The organism is Streptomyces sp. NBC_00414, assembly GCF_036038375.1.
Taxonomy (GTDB): domain Bacteria; phylum Actinomycetota; class Actinomycetes; order Streptomycetales; family Streptomycetaceae; genus Streptomyces.
Window position 1 is genome coordinate 2,694,881 of sequence record NZ_CP107935.1, and the last position, 18,243, is coordinate 2,713,123.

Sequence of the window (18,243 nt, forward strand, 5' to 3'; positions counted from 1 at the left end):
ATGACACGCCCCATCCCTGCCACTCACAGCCAGCTCGACCAGCTGCTCACCGGATTGGTGGACCGGGTCGCCGAGGTGAACCAAGCCGTCGTGCTCTCCGAGGACGGACTGGTCGTCAGCAGGTCCACGGGGTTCCTGCGGGACGACGCCGAGCGGCTGGCGGCGACCGCGTCCGGCCTGATGAGCCTCAGCAAGGGCGTCAGCATGGACTTCCGCGGCGGGCCCGTACGGCAGGCGCTCATCGAGATGGCCAACAGCTACCTGATCCTCACCACGGCCGGCCCCGGTGCCCACCTGGCCGTGCTCACCAGCAAGGGCGCGGACGTCGGAGTGGTCGCGTACCAGATGAACATGCTGGTGAAGAAGATCGGCGAGCATCTCAGCGCGGCCCCGAGGGCCGGCGTCGCCACCGACAACGGCGAGTGAGGTGAACGGAGGCGATTCGGCGGGCCGTCTCGTCCGGCCGTTCACGCTGACCGGCGGCCGCACCCGGCCCAGCCGCGCCGACTTCACACTCATCACGTCGGTCACCACGGTGGACCCGCCGCCCGCCCGGGCCGCGAGACCGCAGCCCGAGCACGCGCGGATCCTGCGGCTGTGCGCGAAGCCGGTCGTGGTGGCGGAGCTCGCCGCGCAGCTCGACCTGCCGGTGAGCGTGGTCTGCATCATGCTCTGCGACCTACTGGAAGCGGGGCGGATCACCGCCCGGGCACCGCGTGAGATCTCCCGAACCTCCGACCTGGACCTGCTGCAGAAAGTGAGGGACGGCCTTGGCCGGCTCTGACCCCGTCATCCTGGGGACCTCAGCACCCGACACGGTGAAGATCCTGATCGCCGGCGGGTTCGGCGTCGGCAAGACCACCATGGTCGGCTCGGTCAGCGAGATCGTGCCGCTGCGCACCGAGGAACCGCTCACCGCGGCCGGCCTGGGCGTCGACGACCTCGGCGGCATCCCGGAGAAGCACGCCACCACGGTGGCCCTGGACTTCGGCCGGATCACGCTCAGCCAGGAACTCGTGCTGTATCTGTTCGGCACGCCCGGGCAGCAGCGGTTCTGGTTCATGTGGAACGACCTGGCCATCGGCGCCCTGGGTGCCGTCGTGCTGGTCGACGTCCGCCGCCCGGAGTCAAGCTTCGCCGCCATCGACTTCTTCGAGCGGCGCGGCATCCAGTTCGTCGTCGGCGTCAACGGCTTCCACGGCGAGCATCCGTACTCGCCGGAGGAGATCCGGGAGGCCCTGGCCCTGCCGGAGAACGCGCATGTGCTGCTGTGCGACGCCCGGGACCGGGACTCGTGCCGGGACGTACTGATCGCGCTGATCGACCAGTTGATAGCGACCTCGGCCCGGAGCAACGGAAGCGGACAGCCCGGCGCCCCGGCCTGAGAACGGGGGCTCGCGGGCGGCCGGACTTGAGAGCCGGTGCGCTCGCGGACAGCCTGGCTTGAATGTCGGTGGGCGTGGGCACAACAAAGGAGCCGGAGCGGTGTGCGCGACGGCGGGCCGTCCACGCCCCGTCGGCTTGCGGACACCATGGCGTCACACCGGGTGGGCATGTTTCGGCCGTCCCCCTGCCTCGCCTTGTGACCGTCCGCCCGCGCCGCGCGGGTACGACGCGGAAGGACGACGTGCGCCGTGTCCCTGCTCCCGCTCGACCCCGTCCCCGTCCCCATCCCCCGGGCGCTCCCCACGCCCGCGCCCGCTCCGTCTCCCCCTCCCCCCGCGTCTCCCCCGCCGTCTCCCTCCCGCCTGCCCTCCGTCGGGCGGCCGGTCCGCTGGGTGCTGACGCTGTCTCCGCTGGTGCTGATCGCGGCGTGGGCGACGGCCGACTGGCACGCCGTCCGCGACGGAACCACGCGGCTGGCCTCCGCCGACCCCTGGTGGCTGCTGGCCGCGGTCCTGTTCACCTGCCTGGGCTGGGTGGCCGCCGCGTGCGCACGTCAGGGCGCCGTCGTGGACCGGCTGCCACCGGGACTGCTGCTCGCCTCTCAGTTCGCCGCCGGCGCCGCGAACCATGTGCTCCCGGCGAGCATCGGCGCCCACGCCGTCACCCTGCGCTTCCTCCAGGGCCGTGGCATACCCCTGGCCCGCGCCACCGCCTCACTCGCCCTGTACTCCCTGGTCAGACCGATCGCCAAGACGGTGGTGCTACTGGTCTTCGTGGTGGCCCACCCGGACCTGCTGCACCTGGGTGAACTGGTCCCGGACGAACGGGCCGTGGTCCTGGTCGCCGGGTCCGTCGCCGCCGGATTCGGCACGGCCGTCCTGCTCGTGACGACCGTACGTCCACTGCGCCGCCCGGCCCTCGACTGCGTGCGCACCGCCCTGACCGACGTACGGCTGCTGCACCGGCGGCCCGCCCGGGTCCTCGCTCTCTGGGGCGGGTCGGCGGCGACCCCGCTGCTGCAGGGCAGCGTGATCGCCACGGTCGGCTTCTCGCTCGGCCTGCCGCTGTCCTGGGCACAGGTGGTACTCGCCCTGCTCCTGGCCAGTACGGCGGTGGGGGCTGTGCCCGCACCCGGCGGGATCGGGCCCGTGGACGCGGCGCTGGTGTTCACCATGGTCGCGTTCGGCGCCCCCGTGGGGATCGCCGCGGCGACCGTCATCGGCTACCGCGTCCTGACGGTCTGGGTGCCGCTGCTGCCGGGCGCGCTCGTGCTGTCGGCCCTGGTGCACCGCAGGGTGCTGTGAACGGCTGCGGTCCCCGGACCCGGCCAGGGGGCCGTTCAGCCGCTGCCGGTGCTGGTGCCGGCGCCGCGGTCGAGGTCCGTCACATGTGACACGTTCTCGCGGTCGTCGGCGTCCGTGCTGGGCCCGCTGTCGAACCAGGCGTCCAGGATCTCCTTCAGCAGCGGTTCGGAGGTCAGCCGCAGACCGAGGGCCAGCACGTTGGCGTCGTTCCAGCGACGGGCGCCCCGGGCCGTGTAGGCGTCCGTGCACAGCGCGGCCCGTACGCCCGTCACCTTGTTCGCGGCGATGGACGCGCCCGTGCCGGTCCAGCAGCACACGACAGCCTGGTCCGCCCGCCCGGCGACGACGTCACGGGCCGCCGCCTCCGAACACACCGCCCACCGCGCGTCGCCCGCGGGCCGCAACGCCCCGTGCGCCAGCACCTCGTGGCCGCGCTCGCGCAGTTCCGCGACCAGCGCGCGGGCCACGGGTTCGTCCATGTCCGAGGAGACGGAGATCCGCATGCGCCGGAGACTACCCGGCGGGACGGCGGGCGTCAGCCGCGGCGGGTCGGCGGCGGACGGCGGTCAGCCGGCGCCCGTGCAGTGTGCTCCGTAGGCCGCGATCGCGATCCGGACGAAGGAGCGGAGCACGGGGTTCGTGTCGCCCTGGTTCCAGGCCACCACCACACGGCTCGGCGGCATGTCGATCAGCGGCACGACCGTGAGCCCCCGCGCCGGTACGTGGTCCAGGAGCGTCATACCGACCGTGCCGTTCCACAGAACGGCCTGCTGACATTCCTGGACGGCTCGCACCACCGGCCCCTCGCGGGGCTCCCCGCCGCTCCAGTACGACTGCCAGAGGGGGTCGGTGCCCTCCGGGAACCGGAACCAGCGGCGCCCGGTCAGGTCGGCCTGCTTCAGGCTCTCCCGGCGGGCGAGCGGATCGTCGGCGCGCAGCAGCGCCCCCACGGGGTCGGCCCGCAGTTCGCGCACGACCAGGCCGGTCTCGTCGAACGGCCCGCGGGTCAGGGCGATGTCGACCTGTCCGGCACGCAGTCCGCAGGTCGGATCGGTGAGGTCGGTCTCGCGGATCCGCACCTCCACGCGCGGGTGCCGTCGGCGGTAGGCGGCGGCCAGCCTGATCGCGCCCGGGTCGGTGCTGTCCCCGAGGATGCCGACGGTGAGGGTCGCGGAGCCGGCCGCCGCGGTCACACGTTCACGAAGGCGGTCGGCGCGGTCGAGCAGGTCGCGCGCCTCGTCGAGCAGCAGTGCCCCCACCGGAGTGAGCGCGACACCGGCGGAGGACCGGTCGAACAGCGCGGCGCCGATCTCGGTCTCCAGACGCTGGATCGCCCGGCTCAGCGGTGGCTGACTCATGTGGAGCCGGGTGGCGGCCCGGCCGAAGTGGAGTTCCTCGGCGACCGCCACGAAGTAGCGCAGCGTGCGTAGCTCCATGAGCGTCACGATACCCGTACGGTATCGAAGCGCCGGAATGGGTCTTGGACAGGTGCGGTGCTCCGGCGGTGGGATCGGGGCATGACCGACGAACTCGAATCCGTCTACTGGGTCGTTGCCGGCCTGCTCGCCCTCTTCTACCTCTACGGGGGCGGGGTGAAGGTGGTCCGCAGCCGGGAGGGGCTCCTGCCGATGATGGCCTGGGTGGACAGCACACCCATGCCGGCCGTCCGGACCATCGGCGTGATCGAGATACTCGGCGCGATCGGGCTGATCCTCCCGCCGCTGACCGGTATCGCGCCCTGGCTGGCCCTGGCGGCGGCCGTCGGGTTCGTGGTCCTGCAGATCGGCGCCACGAGGGTTCACCTGAAGCGCGGAGACCACCGGATCGCCCTCAACATCACGCTCCTCCTCACCGCCGCCGTGACCACCTGGCCGGCCACGGCCTGGCTCTGACCTCAGGTGCGCCCCGCGGGTGAGGGGACCCCCTCCGCTTCATGCGGTGGGGGTTCGGAGAAGCGCCGCAGACTCGCTTCGAGGTCGTCGAGGGCCCGTCGCGCGCTCAAGATCCGCTCCCGCAGCTCGCGTTCGGCCTCGCCTCCCGGCAACGACACCGATACCGATACCGGCGCCGGCGCGGCAGGGAGTACGCCGACCGGTCCCCCCGCCTCGTCCTCCCCCTGCTCCTGCCCGTACGCCTGTCCGTTCCCCTGCTCCTGCTCCTGCTCCTCCTCGCGCTCCAGTTCGCGGGCCTCGTCGAGGGAGCTGATGACCACCCCGATGAGCACGTTGACGAGGACGAAGGAGGCGAGGAGGACGTAGGAGGCGTAGTAGACGATGCTCCACCGGGAGATCTCCAGGCCCGCGCGGACCGAGTCGCCCAGGCCGTCCAGGGTCATCAGGAGGAAGAGGGTGAGCACAGCGCGGCCGAGGGAGCCGAAGTGTTCGGGGTCGCTCGCGGCGAAGGAGACCCAGCCCACCATCGCGTAGACGTAGAGCAGCAGGGCGCCGACGATCAGGAAACTCAGGGTGCCGGGCAGGCTGCGGCCCACGGCGACGAGGAAGACGCGCAGTTGGGGCAGGAACCTGGCCGTGCGCAGGACGCGGGCCAGGCGCAGCAGCCGCAGGATGGTGCCGTTCTCGCGGACGACGGGCAGGAAAGCGGAGAACACGACGGCCACGTCGAACAGGTTCCACGGGTCGCGGAAGAAGTCCCGTGGACGGTCCGCGTGGGCGCCCGCGCGCAGCAGCACCTCCACCGTGAAGGCCGCCAGGAAGCAGTGCTCGACGAACTTCAGTTCCCCGTGCCAGTGGTGGACGACTCCCGCGTAGGTCTCGACGCCGAGGACCAGCGCGTTGGCGACGATCAGTGCGAAGACCGCGACGGCGAACCAGCGGGCCTCGGTGACGCCGCGACAGTGTTCGGCCAGGAAACGGCGAGTGCCCGGTAAGTGCGTGGCCGCGTCTTCGGTCATCGCGCGCTTCCAGCCCCTCTTCGTGAAGTCGTACGTCACCCGCCGGAGCAGGGGCGGTCGCCGCACACTCCCGCTATCTTCTACAGTACTGTAGAAATAGGAGGCACCCGGCCCGCTCCGGACCGGGCACACCTCTCATGCGTACGAAGAGCCGGGTCACAGTATGCCGTTGGGGTCGAGGCCGGTTCCCACCACGAGGGTCACCACACCCGCGACGGCGTCCGTCCCCTGCGCGGCCCGTGTGTCGGGCAGCCGCGACGCGAGCACCTTCGCCTGCTCACCCATCCCCTGCGGATAGGTGGCCGTGGTGGCCTTGGTCGTCTCCGGGGCGTTGCCCGTGCCGACGACGGTGAAGCCGGCCTCACGCAGTTTCGCGGCGACGACGGCGGCACGCCCCGAGACACCGGTGCCGTTGAGGACCTGGACGCGGACACCGGACGCGTAGATCAAGTCGTCCTTGGAGTCTGCCTGCAGTTCCTTCTTGTCGACCTCCTTGTCCTTGGCCAGGGAGGTGAACAGGTCGTCGGCCTGCGGGTACTGCCACACGACGTTGGCCTTGTCGGCGGCCACGTCCGCCTCACGCGGGTAGTTGGGCACGGTGAGGAAGGTCAGCCTCTTGCTCGGAATGCCCTTCACCTCGGACGCCAGACCGTACAGCGGCTTGATGCCGGCCAGATCCTTGTCCGTGGTCAGGGACTTGGTGGCCGACTGCAGGAAGTCGTACAGCGAGGTCGGGCTGGTCAGCTTGGACTGCGCCTTCTTGGCCAGCGCCTCCATGAACTCCTGCTGACGGCCGATGCGTCCGAGGTCGGACCCGTCGCCGACGCTGTAGCGGGCGCGTACGTAGCCGAGCGCCTCCTCGTCCTTGACGGTCTGGCAGCCGGCCTCCAGGTCCAGGTGCGCCTTCTCGTCGTGGATGTCCTGCTCGGGACAGACCTCGATGCCGTCCAGGGCGTTGACCATGCCCTTGAAGCCCTGGAAGTCGACGGACATGAAGTGGTCGATGCGCAGTCCGGTGTTCGCCTCGACGGTCTTGATGGTGCAGGCTGCCGCGCCGGCCACCTCGCCACTGCTGCCGCCGATCGCGAACGCCTCGTTGATCTTGGCGTGGTGCGCGGTGGAGGTGGTGCCGCCGCCCTTCTCGCAGGCGGATATCCGCACCCAGGAGTCGCGCGGGAAGGACACCACCGTCGCCCATTCACGGTTGGCCGGGACGTGCATCACCATGAGGGTGTCCGACTGCATGGTGGTCAGGTCATTGCCGTACTTCGCGTTGGCGCCGTCACGGCTGTCCGAGCCGACCACCAGGATGTTCTTCGAGCCCGGACTGAGGTTGACGGGACGGTCCCCGCCGAGTTTGTTGTCGATGTCGGCGGCGCCGATGTTGCCGTTCAGGTCCTGGTATATCCAGGCACCGACCCCGGCGGAGCCGAGCAGGAGCACCGCGAACACCCCGGCCGTCCACACCAGGATCCGGCCCCGTCGCGTCAGTCTCGTCCGCCGCGCCGGACGCGCCGACCGCGACGGACCCGCCGCCCGCCCCGACCGAGCCGTCCCGCTTCCGGGCGGAGCGTGCCGCCGTTGTCCCCTACCGCCCACAGGCGCCCCTCTCCTCCGCTCGGCCGCACCCGGCCGGCCCCTGACGCACGAGCACTCGGCGCTCCCGCGTCTCCCGCATCTCCCGCGTTCCGAACGGCGAAACTCTACATTCATGTAGAGATACGGAGTGAAGCCGGGTATGTCTCACCGCGCCCGGCCGCGAACCCGCGGGCTTGCGGGCTTGCGGGCTCGCGGGCTCGCGGGCTTGCGGGCTTGCGGGCTTGCGGGCTTGCGGGCTTGCGGGCTTGCGGGCTTGCGGGCTTGCGGGGCACTGGATCACGGCGGCGGCGCGTTCGCGAGGTGCGCCGTCGTCACAACGGCGTCGCCGCGTACAGGATGAGCACCATCGTCACCGCGGAGTTCGCCGACGCCAGCGCGGACACCGCGGTCCCGGCAGCCGCGCCCCAGGCCGCGAGGCCCACCGAGGTGAACACCGAAGGCCAGTTGCGCGGCACGGGCGCGGGGCCGAGCAGGGCGGCGACCCGGCGCGGCACCGGGCCCGGCGCGGCGAGACCCGCGAGCGTGGGCACCGGGGTGCCGCGGGAGGCCAGCGCCGCCTTGCCGATCGCGCACGCCACGGTCCTGCGGCTGCCGACCGCCCGTGCGGCCTCCTCGTCCGCCCACCGTTCGGTCGTGTAGGACACGGCCGTGCGCAGCGGGCGCAGGAACGGGTTGGCGCGCGCGGCGAGTTGGGCGGCGAGCAGGAACCGGTGGTGCCAGGCGGCGAGATGGGCCCGCTCGTGGGCGAACAGGGCCCGCCGCTCGGCCGGTTCGAGGCAGGCAAGCAGCCCGGTGGTCACCACCACGCGGTCCCGTCGGCCGCCGGGAAGGGCGTACGCGTACGGCACCTCGTCGGGCAGTACGGCCACCTCGGTGCCGGGCAGGCCGGCGAGCGCCAGGTGGGCTCGGCGGCGCACCCTCCTGTGCCGCCACAGTGTGCGACCGCAGGCCAGGAGTACCGCGAACAGCGCCGGTATCGCCAGTTTCCCGGCTATCTCGTCGTACGGCACCGCCTCGCGCACCTCGGGATCCGACCAGGCGTCGGGCAGCGGGTTGCCGGGCAGCTGTGCCGTGCCGACCACCATCAGCAGCGCGAGGCACACGGTGCTGCACACCGCCATGACCACGGTCAGGCCGGTCAGCAGCCGGGTGGCGGTGCGCGGATCCAGCCGCTGTTCGGCGAGGCGCGCGATCGGCCACGCCGTCAACGGCAGGACCAGCGGCAGAAAGACGAACACCCCCATGAGGCTTCAGTCTTCCCTCTCCGCCTCGGGGTGGGCCGGTTCCGCGGCCGGTTCGCCGGCCGGTTCCGCGTCGGGGTGGGCCAGCAGTTCGCGCAGCAGCCGCTCGTCGTCCGGCTCCAGGGACGTCACGAAACTGGCCAGCACGGCCTCCCGGTCCCGCTCACCGTCCAGCACCCTGCGCATCCGGCGCGCGGCCAGCCCCGCCTCGTCCGACGCCGGCGTCCACACGAAGGACCGGCCGATCCGCTCCCGGGTCACCGCACCCTTGGCCAGCAACCGGGTCAGGATCGTGATCACCGTCGTATAGGCGAGGTCACCACCGAGCCGCTCCTGCACCCGGCCCGCCGTCGCGGGACCCTCCGCCGTACGCAGGGCCGACAGGATCTGGGCCTCCAGCTCGCCCTGCCCCCGCCGCGGGGGGCGCTGCCGCCGGTCCGTCACGTCCTGTCTCCCTTCCGCCGACTCCGAAACACGGGCGGTCCATCGTATCGACGCCGCACGGCCGGCCATGACGCCCGCGGTCCCCCCGGCGCCGCACGACGGGCCATGAAACCCACGCTCGCCGCCGGGGCCCCGGTGGCAGCGAGCGCACCGGCCCAGCCGACCGACCGCCTCACTCTCATCGGCGATTCCGTGACCGGGCGTCCCTCGCACCCCTCCCACCTCACCGTTCACCGCCCACGAGGCGGGCGGACGCCCGAGAAGCACGCCACCCCTTCCCCTTTTTCTACAGTGTTGTAGATTTTGTTTCGGGTCCCCGCCGGGCCCCTGCCACGACGCACATGCCATGACGCAATCGCCATGACGCATCGAGAAGGAGTTCGCAGTGGGAGTTTCCCTTTCCAAAGGCGGCAATGTCTCGCTCAGCAAGGAGGCACCCGGCCTGACCGCCGTACTGGTCGGCCTCGGCTGGGACGTGCGGACCACGACCGGTGCCGACTACGACCTCGACGCGTCCGCGCTGCTGCTCGACGCCTCCGGCAAAGTGCTCTCGGACCAGCACTTCGTCTTCTACAACAACCTGACCAGCCCGGACGGCTCGGTCGAGCACACCGGTGACAACCTCACCGGTGAGGGCGAGGGCGACGACGAGTCCATCAAGGTGAACCTCGCGGGGGTGCCGGCCGAGGTCGCGAAGATCGTCTTCCCCGTCTCCATCCATGACGCCGCAGCCCGCGGACAGAGCTTCGGGCAGGTCCGGGGGGCCTTCATCCGCGTCGTGAACCAGGCCGGCGGCGCCGAGATCGCCCGCTACGACCTGTCCGAGGACGCCGCCACCGAGACGGCGATGGTCTTCGGCGAGCTCTACCGCCACGGCGCCGAGTGGAAGTTCCGCGCCGTGGGCCAGGGATACGCGTCCGGCCTTGCGGGCATCGCCTCCGACTTCGGCGTCAGCGTCTGACAGGGCGCCGGCGATTGACGGGACGTCGGCGCCTGACGGGGCGTCGGCGTCCGCCACGGACAGCCCGCCCCCGGGCCTGATCCCCGGGGGCGGGCCCGGCACGACCCCGTCGGACGGGGACCCGCCGCGCCACCCGGGCGTATTCTCCGAACAGGCACTGGCACAGGCGCGAGGGGGAGCGCTATGCGGCACGTGCGATACGTGGTCTGGGGCGGCGCGTTCACGGCGACAGCGGCGGTGCTCGCCATCGCCGCCGCGAACGGGGAACTGGGCGACACCACGATCCTCACCACCGTCCTCGGCTTCGGGATCGCGGCGACAGGGCTCGCGCTGAATCTGGTGCACGCCTCCCCCTCCACCAGGGCACACCCTTCGCCCGCCGAGGTCCTGGGCACGCGCGTCGAGCAACTGGCGGCGGCCGTAGAGCAGCAGTGGCAGGCCGAGTGGCGGCTCCGGCGCCTGCAGGACCCGGAACCCATCGCGGTGCACTGGTCCTCGGCGGAACCCTGGCTGGCCGATCCGGGGGAGCCCGACGCGGACGGGGGTGAACTGGACGACCGGCTGGAGAACATCACGGCCGTGCTGGACCGGGTGGCCTCGCGGCGGCTGGTCGTCCTCGGCGAACCGGGCAGCGGCAAGACCGTACTCGCCGTCCGGTTCGCGCTGGACGTACTCGCGTCACGGGTCTCGGGGGCGCCCGTGCCCGTGGTGGTCTCGATGTCCGACTGGCGGCCGCAGAGCGAGAGCCTCGACACCTGGCTGGCGAGGTACATCGCCGGCCACTATCCCGGCGCGTCCTGGGCCCGTGAACTCCTGGACGCCGGCCGGGTGATCCCCGTCCTCGACGGGCTCGACGAGATGGCCCCTCCCCTGCGCGCCGCGGCCGTGCGCCGGCTGAACTCGGACCTCGACGACGGCCGCCCGCTGCTCATGACCTGCCGCACCGGCGTGTACGCCGAAGTCGTGCGCTCCAGCGACGTGTTCACGTCGGCGGCGGTCGTGGAACTGCAGCCACTCGGCTTCGAGACGGCGGCCGTCCATCTGCTGCGTACCGCCCGCCCCGCCCGCGGGCCCGGCGGCAGCCGCACCACCGGCTGGCACCCGGTGATCGAGCGCCTGCGGGCCGACCCCGACGCCCGCCCCTGCGCCGCGTTAGGAGCCGTACTGCGCACGCCGCTCATGGTCACCCTCGCCAGGACCGCGTACGACGACACCGAGGCCGACCCGGCCGAGCTTCTCGACGACGAAAGGTGGGAGAACCAGGCGCAGTTGGAGGCGCACCTGCTGGACGCCTTCGTGCCGGCGGCCTTCCGGGACGACAGCCGCGGAGTGGACAGGGCGCTCGACGCCCTCGGCTTCCTGGCCCGCCACCTGGAGCGGCAGCGGTCGCGCGAGCTGGCCTGGTGGGAACTGCGCCGCGAACTTCCTTTGCCGCTGCGGACGATGGGGCCCGTGCTGGTCGTCGGAGCCCTCGCCACGGTGATCATCCTGCTGACAACGGAAGCACCGCCTGGCTGGACGGTCCTCATCGCCGCCGGGTTGCTGGTTCCTCTCTGCGTCGGACAGGCACTGTCCCTGCGGGGCGACAGCGATCGCACGCGTGGCCACGGACCGGACGGATCCACGACAGCGCGGCGCGGACGCGTACCCCGTGAACTCATCTGGGTACTGGTGGGGGCCGCGCCTCTCGGCCTCGTCGTGGGCATGACCAGGAATCTCGGTCTGAGTCCCTATCCAGCTCTCCTCCAGCGATGGGAGTGGGCGGGAGCCGGCGCCCTCGCCATGGCCGGGGGCCTCGCACTCGCCACCGCTCTCGGGGTGCTCGATCTGCTGGGAAATCCGGTCCCCACCACGATTCCGCTCTCGGCCGGAAGGGGCGCGCGCTCCTGGCGCCGACGCGGTCTGGCGGTCCTGGTCGTGGCGGCAGCCACGGCGTTCGGCGCCCTCGTGCCCACCGCGCTGTATGCCCCCATCCACATCAGGGTCATCTGCGCCGCGTCCTTGGGACTGGCCGTGGCCCTGGCGCTCCGGCAGAACCCGGGCGCGGTCGGCCGAGTTCTCATCCCACGGCAGACCGCCGCCGGCCGCCGGGCCGTCCCGCGCGGTTCGGTGCTCGCCGCGGTGGGGCGCGGTCTGGTCAAGGGGCTGACCGCGGGATTCCTGCTTGGGCTGGCGTTCGGCGTCACCAACGGCACCACGCTTGCCGCCCGGGCTTCCGTGGCCCAGGACGACGCCCCCGCGCGCGGTTCGTGGCACACGTCTGCCGACGGCGGCAGAGTTTTCGTGGCCGACGGCTGGCGTCACCGGAAGCTCGCGGACGGCACCCGCGTGGTGTCCTCGTCAGGTCCCGTCCGCTGGGCCGTGGAGCGCTGGACCGACGGGGCTGTACACGCCGAGACCACGGCCTTGTTCGCCCAAGGGTGCGACGGCGCGTGCGAGACCCTGTACGACACGGTCGAGCTGCGCCAACACCCCGGTCAGGAAGAGCTCTTGGCAAAACTGCCCGACGGCACCTTCGCGCAGAGCTGGGACCTGGAGGACACTCTGCCGCCGGCCAGTCGGCGATGGCTGGAGCTGAGCACCCCCGAGCGGCTCCTGGTCCGGAACGTGAACGAGGGAGTCACGCTCGGCTTCTCCCTCGGCCTGATCAGCGGGCTGACGGTCGCCCTCCACCGCTGGCTGGTCAGCCCCACCGACATCGCCCGGGCCGGCACCCCCCTGGACGGGCTGCACGCGGACCGGGCGACCGCTGTCAGCCGCGGTGTCCTTCTCCTGGTGGTCGGCTCCCTCAGCTCGGCCCTGGCGGAGCGGTTGTGGCCGGAGACGACCTTCGCCCCGTCCTCGTTCGCGATCTGGCTGGTCACCGCGCCCCTCGCCATCGCCCTGAGCGCCTGGGGCTGGCTGCTCGTCACCCGGCTGTGGCTGTGCGGCACGGGCCGGCTGCCCTGGCGTCTGATGCGCTTCCTCGAAGACGCCCACCGCAGGGGAGTGCTGCGGCGGGCGGGTGCCCTGTACGAGTTCCGGCACGCCCGTCTCCAGGAACGCCTGGCCGCCGGCCCGGACGCATGAGACCGCGGGCGCTCCGTCAGTCCTCGGCCGGCGTCAGCCTCAGCGAGATCGAGTTGATGCAGTACCGCTGATCGGTCGGCGTCGCGTACCCCTCGCCCTCGAAGACGTGCCCCAGATGCGATCCGCACCGGGAGCACCGCACCTCGGTCCGTGACATCCCGTGCGAGCGGTCCTCGATCAGTTCGACCGCGTCGGAGTCCTTCGGGTCGTAGAAGGACGGCCAGCCGCAGTGCGACTCGAACTTCTCCGTGGAGGTGAAGAGCTCGGCGCCGCAGGCGCGACAGGAATACACACCGGTGGTCTTGGTGTCGGTGTACTCACCGCGGAACGCCGGCTCCGTGCCGGCCTGACGCAGGACGGTGTACTCGGCCGGGCTCAGCTCCGCACGCCACTGCTCGTCCGGCTTCTCGATGTCGTACGACATTCAGCTCAACCCCTCGACTCAGGTACGGCTACTTCGACAGGCGGGTCAGGATCTCGGGTCCGAGGTCCGTCACGTCTCCCGCGCCCATGGTGAGAACGAGATCACCGGGCTTCGCCATTCCCGCCACGATCGCGGGCACCTGTGACTTGTCGTGCACCGGGGTGACGTCCGCGTCCGCCGCCCACGCCGCCTCGATGATCAGGTCGCTCGTCACACCGGGGATCGGGTCCTCGCGGGCCGGGTAGATGTCCAGCACCAGCGAGGCGTCGGCGAGCGACAGTGCCTGGCCCATCTCCTTGCCCAGCTCCTGCGTGCGCGAAAAAAGGTGGGGCTGGAAGACGACCAGGATGCGGGAGTCCCCGGCGGCCGCCCGCATCGCCTCCAGGTCCGCCGTCATCTCGGTCGGGTGGTGCGCGTACGAGTCGATGACCTGCACGCCCGCCTCCTCGCCCTTGAGCTGGAGCCGGCGCTTCACACCCGTGTACGAGGCGAGGGCGGGGGCCAGCTCGTCCGCGGGGATGCCCAGGGCCACGCCCGCCGCCAGGGCCGCCACGGCGTTGTGGGCGTAGTGACGGCCGGGCACCGAGACCGTGAAGGTGAGCGTGGAGCCGTTCAGCTCGACGGTCACCTCGCTCTTCAGCCCCTGCGGGACCACCGACAGGACGCGTACGTCCGCGTCCTCGGACTCGCCGTACGTCACCACCTCGACGGTGTCCTTGACGGCGTCCGGCAGCCGCCGCGTCAGCTCGCGCGCGCCCTCCTGGTCCGCGGCGATCACCAGGGTGCCGCCCGGCACGATCTTGCCGGCGAACGTCTCGAAGGACTCGTAGATCTCGTCCATGGACGCGTAGTTGGCGTGGTGGTCCAGCTCCACGTTCAGCACGATCGCCACCTCGGGCGCGTACTTGTGGAAGCTGCGGTCCGATTCGTCGGCCTCGGCCACGAAGATCTCGCCCTCGCCGTGCAGGGCGTTGGATCCGGGGGTGTCGAGGTCGCCGCCGATCGCGTACGAGGGGGTCAGACCCAGGGTCGACAGGGACACGGCCAGCATCGACGTCGTGGTCGTCTTGCCGTGCGTGCCGGCCACGGCGATGGGCCGCAGGCCGTCCATCAGGCGGGCGAGGGCGTCCGAGCGGTGGACGACCGGGATGCCCAGTTCGGCGGCGCGGGCCAGCTCCGGGTTGTCCGCGCGGATCGCCGAGGAGACGACCACGCAGGTGGCGTCCGACGCGAGGTGGTCCGCCGCGTGCCCGATGTGGACCGTGGCGCCCAGCGCGCGCAGCGCCTCGGCGGTCGCGGAGTCCTTCGCGTCGCTGCCCGCCACCGCGGCCCCGCGCTGCGCGAGGATCTTCGCGATGCCCGACATCCCGGCGCCGCCGATGCCGATGAAGTGCGGTCGATCCATGGCGGTAGGAAGGCCGGGTGCCATACGTGTTTCTCCCAGGATGCGGCTGTGACGGTGAGCGCCCCCAGCCTATTCGCTACGACGCCGACCACTTCAAAGGGGCGCAGCCCCTCCCAGGGGCGCGGGGAACTGCGTGCTCAGCCACTCACGAGCCGCACCCGAAGAACCCGGGCACCCCACGGCGCCCCCGCCCAGGCACAGCGGCGGCGTTACGCCTTGCTGTGCGAGAACAGCTTCAGCACCGGCACGCCCACCTTGTGCCGCGCCCGAGAGGCCCAGTCCCGGTGGAAGAACTCCTCCACATAGTGGGGATCGGTCAGCACGATGACCTCGTCCGCCCCGACCTCCTCGACCAGCCCCTTCAGCGCGTCCAGCGGATGCGCCTCGATCAGCCGCCCCTGCGCCTCGCTGCCGCCGGCCCGCAGTGCCACCAGCGACACCTCAAGGGCCCGCTGTCCCTGCCCGACGGCCTCTTCGCCCTCGGGCGTCTCGTGCTCGCGGGCCGCCTCGTCCAGCTCGCCGAGCGCCACGTCGTCGATCGCCCGCAGCAGCCGGTCCGCCTGGTCGCCGCGGGGCTGGAGCAGTACGTGGAAGGCCACTGCCTCGTCGCCGTGCAAGGTGGTGACGAATTCCACGTCCGCGGAGGTGAGGGCCTTCTCGATCATCAATACGCTCGTGAACACGACAAACGCCCTTCTCATCCGTGGGCCGTTCGTAGACCCCTGCGGAAACCATCCTGCCCCGTGACCGCACGGGTACTGCGACTTTTAGTGTGCCCGTCGAAAGCTGACCGGAACAGCTGATTCCACTTCTTTGATCAGGTCCGACGGTAACGGCTGAAGAGGAACCCGGCCTCCTCCAACAGAGACGTCAGTTCGAACCGCTTCGGCACCGCGACCTGCGGCCCGCCCGCGATGCGCTGGGCGTCCCCGACGGTGAGCATCGGCGACACCGTCAGACAGAGCTCGTCGAGGACGCCGGCCGCGACCAGCTGGCCGAGCAGCCGGGGGCCGCCCTCCGTCAGGATCCGGCGCATGCCCAGCCCGGCGAGCGCCCGGACGGCCCGCGCGGGGTCCACGCCCGTGCCGTCGCCCGCGATCACGACCCGCGCGCCGGCCTTCTCGGCGGCGGCGACCCGGTCGGGCGGCGCCGCGGCCCCCGTGAGCAGCAGGGTGGGAAGCAGCGGCGAGGTGAAGAGCGGCAGCGAGAAGTCCAGATCGAGACTCGCGCTCACCACGGCGATCGCGGGCGCCGGGCCCTGTCCCGCCGCGGCCCGGCGCACGGCGAACTCCTCGCGTGCTCGCGCGGGGCGGTAACCCTCCTGGCGTACCGTTTCCGCACCCACCATCACGACGTCCGCGAGCGCCCGCAGCGTGCCGAAGATCCGCATGTCGGCGGCGCTGGAGATGGACTGCGAGCGCCCGTCGTGCTGGGCGGCCCCGTCGAGCGTGGAGACCATGTTGGCCCGCAGCCAGGGCTCCGGCCCCGTGGGCCCGGTGGATCCCGCGGCGGGTCCTTCGACGGCCGGCGGATAGGCGTACGCCTCGGCCAGTTCGTCGAGTCCCCATTCCCGGTCGGCTTCGGCCGGGGCTGCTGTCTCGTCGGTCACAGGGAGCAGGCGTCGCATGTCGTGCAGTCTGGCACGAGACGTAGAGTGGACAACCGTGTCAACCTCCACCACCGCCTCCGGAATCGGCCCGACGGCCGACGCGACCCCGTCGTCCCTGTGCGCCCGCGAGCCGCGCGTCCCCGCGGACCGGCTGGTCGCCGAGATGGTGCCGCCACCGCGCTTCGACTCGGTCCGCTTCGACACGTACATCCCCGACCCGAACCAGCCGAGCCAGACCGACGCCGTCCGCGTGCTGGCCGACTTCGCGGCGGGTCTGGGCGGGACGCACTCCGCCGCCTCCGGAAAGCGCGGTTTCCTCGGCCTCGGATCCGTCCTCGGCAAGAAGCCCTCGAAGGCTCCGGCGGGCCCCCGCGGTGTCTACCTCGACGGTGGTTACGGCGTCGGCAAGACGCACCTGCTCGCCTCCCTGTGGCACGCGACCCCGGCGGAGCCCTCGCTCAAGGCGTTCGGCACGTTCGTGGAGCTGACGAACCTGGTCGGCGCCCTCGGCTTCCAGCAGACCGTGCAGACGCTGAGCGGCCACCGGCTGCTCTGCATCGACGAGTTCGAGCTGGACGACCCGGGCGACACGGTCCTCGTGTCCAGCCTGCTCGGCCGGCTGGTCGAAGCGGGGGTGGCGCTCGCCGCGACCTCCAACACCCTGCCGGGCAAGCTCGGCGAGGGCCGGTTCGCCTCGGTCGACTTCCTGCGCGAGATCCAGGGCCTGTCGGCCCACTTCCGGTCGCTGCGCATCGACGGCGACGACTACCGCCACCGCGGACTGCCCGAGGCACCGGCCCCGTACTCGGACGAGCAGGTCACGAAGGCCGCGTACGCGACGCCGGGCGCCTCGCTCGACGACTTCCCGCATCTGCTCGACCATCTGGCCCGGGTGCACCCCAGCCGGTACGGCGCGCTGACGGACGGGATCGAGGCGGTCTGCCTCACCGACGTCCAGCCGGTGCCGGACCAGTCCACCGCGCTGCGGCTGGTGGTCCTCGCCGACCGGCTGTACGACCGGGAGGTGCCGGTGCTCGCCTCGGGGATGCCCTTCGACCGGCTGTTCAGCGAGGAGATGCTGAACGGCGGCTACCGCAAGAAGTACTTCCGCGCGATCTCCCGGCTCACGGCGCTGGCACGGGACGCCAAGGGACTCGTACAGGACTGACCGACGCACAGAAGTGACCGTCGTACCCCCGGCGGTTTCCGGCCTGTCAGCGTCGCTCTTCGGCCCTCTTCAGCCTCTCTTCAGGGTGAAACGTTAAGTTAACCCTGCAAACAACTTCCCGAGTTAACGTTCGTGTCAGCAAGGGAAGACATGACCTGGAGACGACGGAGAGGGGGCCCATGCGACGAGGTACGACGGTCCGCACACTGTTCGCCGTTCTCGCCGCCGTCCTGCTGGCCCTGCAGCTCTCCGCCTCCACCACGGCGTTCGCACCGACGTTCGCATCCGCGCACACGACACAGCTCGCCGGCCCCGGTGACGGCCCCCAGACCAGGGCCGAGTTCGTCACCTGTGGGGACACCTCGCACTCGCACGGCCCGACCGGCCCGCTGCGCACCCGCGAGCGGATCCGAGTCGCGGACCACGTCACCCCGGCCGCCGCGCGCCTCCTGCTCTGCAAGGACGTCGCGGTCGCCCACGAGGACCCCTCGCACACCGCGGCCCCCGCGGCGCACCACCGCGCGACGAGATCCTCCGCGGCCCACTCCTCGGCAGCCCTCCAGGTCTTCCGCTGCTGAGCTGACCACCGGGCACGAAGCGACTCCGACCTGACCCACCCCTCACCACGCCACGTCCGCCGAGCGCGTCGACGTGGGGTCATGTCGCCGTACCCGCATGCGCTCCGTTTTGTAGGCCGACGCGCTCGTGAAGCGCGCCAGGAG

19 protein-coding genes are annotated in these 18,243 nt (G+C 71.7%); 9 read left to right on the forward strand and 10 right to left on the reverse strand.

Annotation, left to right across the window (positions count from 1 at the left end):
* From OHS59_RS11515 to OHS59_RS11530, 4 genes are all read left to right on the forward strand, one after another.
* Positions 1-426, forward strand: coding sequence for a roadblock/LC7 domain-containing protein (locus OHS59_RS11515; RefSeq protein WP_328493305.1), 426 nt, complete (start codon positions 1-3; stop codon positions 424-426).
* Between the two features lies 1 nt (position 427).
* On the forward strand, positions 428-784 hold the full coding sequence (locus tag OHS59_RS11520; protein WP_189770589.1) for a DUF742 domain-containing protein: 357 nt from the start codon (positions 428-430) through the stop codon (positions 782-784).
* Positions 771-1,385, forward strand: a complete 615-nt coding sequence (locus OHS59_RS11525; protein ID WP_328493306.1) for a GTP-binding protein — start codon at positions 771-773, stop codon at positions 1,383-1,385. Before OHS59_RS11520 ends, OHS59_RS11525 begins: the two co-directional genes overlap by 14 nt.
* A 249-nt stretch (positions 1,386-1,634) precedes the next feature.
* Positions 1,635-2,690 carry a lysylphosphatidylglycerol synthase transmembrane domain-containing protein gene (locus tag OHS59_RS11530; RefSeq protein ID WP_328493307.1) on the forward strand — a complete coding sequence of 352 codons (1,056 nt, stop codon included), beginning with the start codon at positions 1,635-1,637 and terminating at the stop codon, positions 2,688-2,690.
* Positions 2,691-2,725: 35 nt separating this feature from the next.
* Here OHS59_RS11530 and OHS59_RS11535 read toward each other — a convergent pair whose 3' ends face one another.
* Entirely contained in the window at positions 2,726-3,193 is a 468-nt protein-coding gene (locus OHS59_RS11535; RefSeq protein ID WP_328493308.1) for an RpiB/LacA/LacB family sugar-phosphate isomerase, read from the reverse strand.
* Positions 3,194-3,256: 63 nt separating this feature from the next.
* Positions 3,257-4,126 (reverse strand): LysR family transcriptional regulator, encoded by an 870-nt coding sequence (locus OHS59_RS11540; RefSeq protein ID WP_328493309.1) that lies wholly within the window; start codon positions 4,124-4,126, stop codon positions 3,257-3,259.
* 81 nt (positions 4,127-4,207) lie between these two features.
* Here OHS59_RS11540 and OHS59_RS11545 point away from each other — a divergent pair, with 81 nt between their 5' ends.
* Positions 4,208-4,582 (forward strand): DoxX family protein, encoded by a 375-nt coding sequence (locus OHS59_RS11545; RefSeq protein ID WP_328493310.1) that lies wholly within the window; start codon positions 4,208-4,210, stop codon positions 4,580-4,582.
* Between the two features lie 2 nt (positions 4,583-4,584).
* Here OHS59_RS11545 and OHS59_RS11550 read toward each other — a convergent pair whose 3' ends face one another.
* The 4 genes from OHS59_RS11550 to OHS59_RS11565 all read right to left on the reverse strand — a co-directional run bounded on the left by OHS59_RS11550 (position 4,585) and on the right by OHS59_RS11565 (position 8,885).
* On the reverse strand, positions 4,585-5,601 hold the full coding sequence (locus OHS59_RS11550) for an ion transporter (protein ID WP_328493311.1): 1,017 nt from the start codon (positions 5,599-5,601) through the stop codon (positions 4,585-4,587).
* Between the two features lie 156 nt (positions 5,602-5,757).
* Positions 5,758-7,314, reverse strand: coding sequence for an LCP family protein (locus tag OHS59_RS11555; RefSeq protein WP_443061424.1), 1,557 nt, complete (start codon positions 7,312-7,314; stop codon positions 5,758-5,760).
* Between the two features lie 197 nt (positions 7,315-7,511).
* A complete protein-coding gene (locus OHS59_RS11560; RefSeq protein ID WP_328493313.1) occupies positions 7,512-8,444 on the reverse strand; it encodes a M56 family metallopeptidase in 933 nt (310 codons plus the stop codon).
* A 6-nt stretch (positions 8,445-8,450) separates the two neighbouring features.
* Positions 8,451-8,885: a BlaI/MecI/CopY family transcriptional regulator gene (locus tag OHS59_RS11565; RefSeq protein WP_328493314.1), complete on the reverse strand. Its 435-nt coding sequence runs from the start codon at positions 8,883-8,885 to the stop codon at positions 8,451-8,453.
* A 385-nt stretch (positions 8,886-9,270) separates the two neighbouring features.
* Between OHS59_RS11565 and OHS59_RS11570 the strand changes: the two genes are divergently transcribed.
* Entirely contained in the window at positions 9,271-9,846 is a 576-nt protein-coding gene (locus OHS59_RS11570) for a TerD family protein (RefSeq protein WP_328493315.1), read from the forward strand.
* A gap of 183 nt (positions 9,847-10,029) precedes the next feature.
* Complete coding sequence (locus OHS59_RS11575) at positions 10,030-12,915, forward strand: NACHT domain-containing protein (RefSeq protein WP_328493316.1); 2,886 nt, start codon at positions 10,030-10,032, stop codon at positions 12,913-12,915.
* A gap of 16 nt (positions 12,916-12,931) precedes the next feature.
* On the opposite strand, the gene msrB is transcribed toward OHS59_RS11575, so the two are convergent.
* The 4 genes from msrB to OHS59_RS11595 form a co-directional block, all read right to left on the reverse strand.
* Positions 12,932-13,339, reverse strand: a complete 408-nt coding sequence (gene msrB, locus OHS59_RS11580) for a peptide-methionine (R)-S-oxide reductase MsrB (RefSeq protein ID WP_328493317.1) — start codon at positions 13,337-13,339, stop codon at positions 12,932-12,934.
* A gap of 28 nt (positions 13,340-13,367) precedes the next feature.
* On the reverse strand, positions 13,368-14,768 hold the full coding sequence (murC, locus tag OHS59_RS11585; RefSeq protein ID WP_328493318.1) for a UDP-N-acetylmuramate--L-alanine ligase: 1,401 nt from the start codon (positions 14,766-14,768) through the stop codon (positions 13,368-13,370).
* Between the two features lie 185 nt (positions 14,769-14,953).
* The gene (locus OHS59_RS11590) at positions 14,954-15,427 is read right to left on the reverse strand and encodes an indole-3-glycerol phosphate synthase (RefSeq protein ID WP_328493319.1); all 474 of its coding nucleotides are present in this window, start codon (positions 15,425-15,427) and stop codon (positions 14,954-14,956) included.
* 134 nt (positions 15,428-15,561) lie between these two features.
* Positions 15,562-16,371 (reverse strand): pyrimidine reductase family protein, encoded by an 810-nt coding sequence (locus tag OHS59_RS11595; RefSeq protein ID WP_328493320.1) that lies wholly within the window; start codon positions 16,369-16,371, stop codon positions 15,562-15,564.
* Positions 16,372-16,408: 37 nt separating this feature from the next.
* On the opposite strand from OHS59_RS11595, the gene zapE reads away from it, so the two are divergent.
* Entirely contained in the window at positions 16,409-17,521 is a 1,113-nt protein-coding gene (zapE, locus tag OHS59_RS11600; protein WP_328493321.1) for a cell division protein ZapE, read from the forward strand.
* Between the two features lie 179 nt (positions 17,522-17,700).
* Positions 17,701-18,099, forward strand: coding sequence for a hypothetical protein (locus tag OHS59_RS11605; RefSeq protein ID WP_328493322.1), 399 nt, complete (start codon positions 17,701-17,703; stop codon positions 18,097-18,099).
* Positions 18,100-18,243: the final 144 nt, after the last annotated feature.

Coding starts and splice junctions, on each gene's coding strand:
- OHS59_RS11555 (WP_443061424.1), bottom strand. CDS start 7,314: ATGAATGTAGAGTTTCGCCGTTCGGAACGCGGGAGATGCGGGAGACGC.
- msrB (WP_328493317.1), bottom strand. CDS start 13,339: ATGTCGTACGACATCGAGAAGCCGGACGAGCAGTGGCGTGCGGAGCTG.
- OHS59_RS11535 (WP_328493308.1), bottom strand. CDS start 3,193: ATGCGGATCTCCGTCTCCTCGGACATGGACGAACCCGTGGCCCGCGCG.
- OHS59_RS11595 (WP_328493320.1), bottom strand. CDS start 16,371: ATGCGACGCCTGCTCCCTGTGACCGACGAGACAGCAGCCCCGGCCGAA.
- OHS59_RS11575 (WP_328493316.1), top strand. CDS start 10,030: ATGCGGCACGTGCGATACGTGGTCTGGGGCGGCGCGTTCACGGCGACA.
- OHS59_RS11560 (WP_328493313.1), bottom strand. CDS start 8,444: ATGGGGGTGTTCGTCTTTCTGCCGCTGGTCCTGCCGTTGACGGCGTGG.
- OHS59_RS11550 (WP_328493311.1), bottom strand. CDS start 5,601: ATGACCGAAGACGCGGCCACGCACTTACCGGGCACTCGCCGTTTCCTG.
- OHS59_RS11545 (WP_328493310.1), top strand. CDS start 4,208: ATGACCGACGAACTCGAATCCGTCTACTGGGTCGTTGCCGGCCTGCTC.
- murC (WP_328493318.1), bottom strand. CDS start 14,768: ATGGCACCCGGCCTTCCTACCGCCATGGATCGACCGCACTTCATCGGC.
- OHS59_RS11540 (WP_328493309.1), bottom strand. CDS start 4,126: ATGGAGCTACGCACGCTGCGCTACTTCGTGGCGGTCGCCGAGGAACTC.
- OHS59_RS11605 (WP_328493322.1), top strand. CDS start 17,701: ATGCGACGAGGTACGACGGTCCGCACACTGTTCGCCGTTCTCGCCGCC.
- OHS59_RS11515 (WP_328493305.1), top strand. CDS start 1: ATGACACGCCCCATCCCTGCCACTCACAGCCAGCTCGACCAGCTGCTC.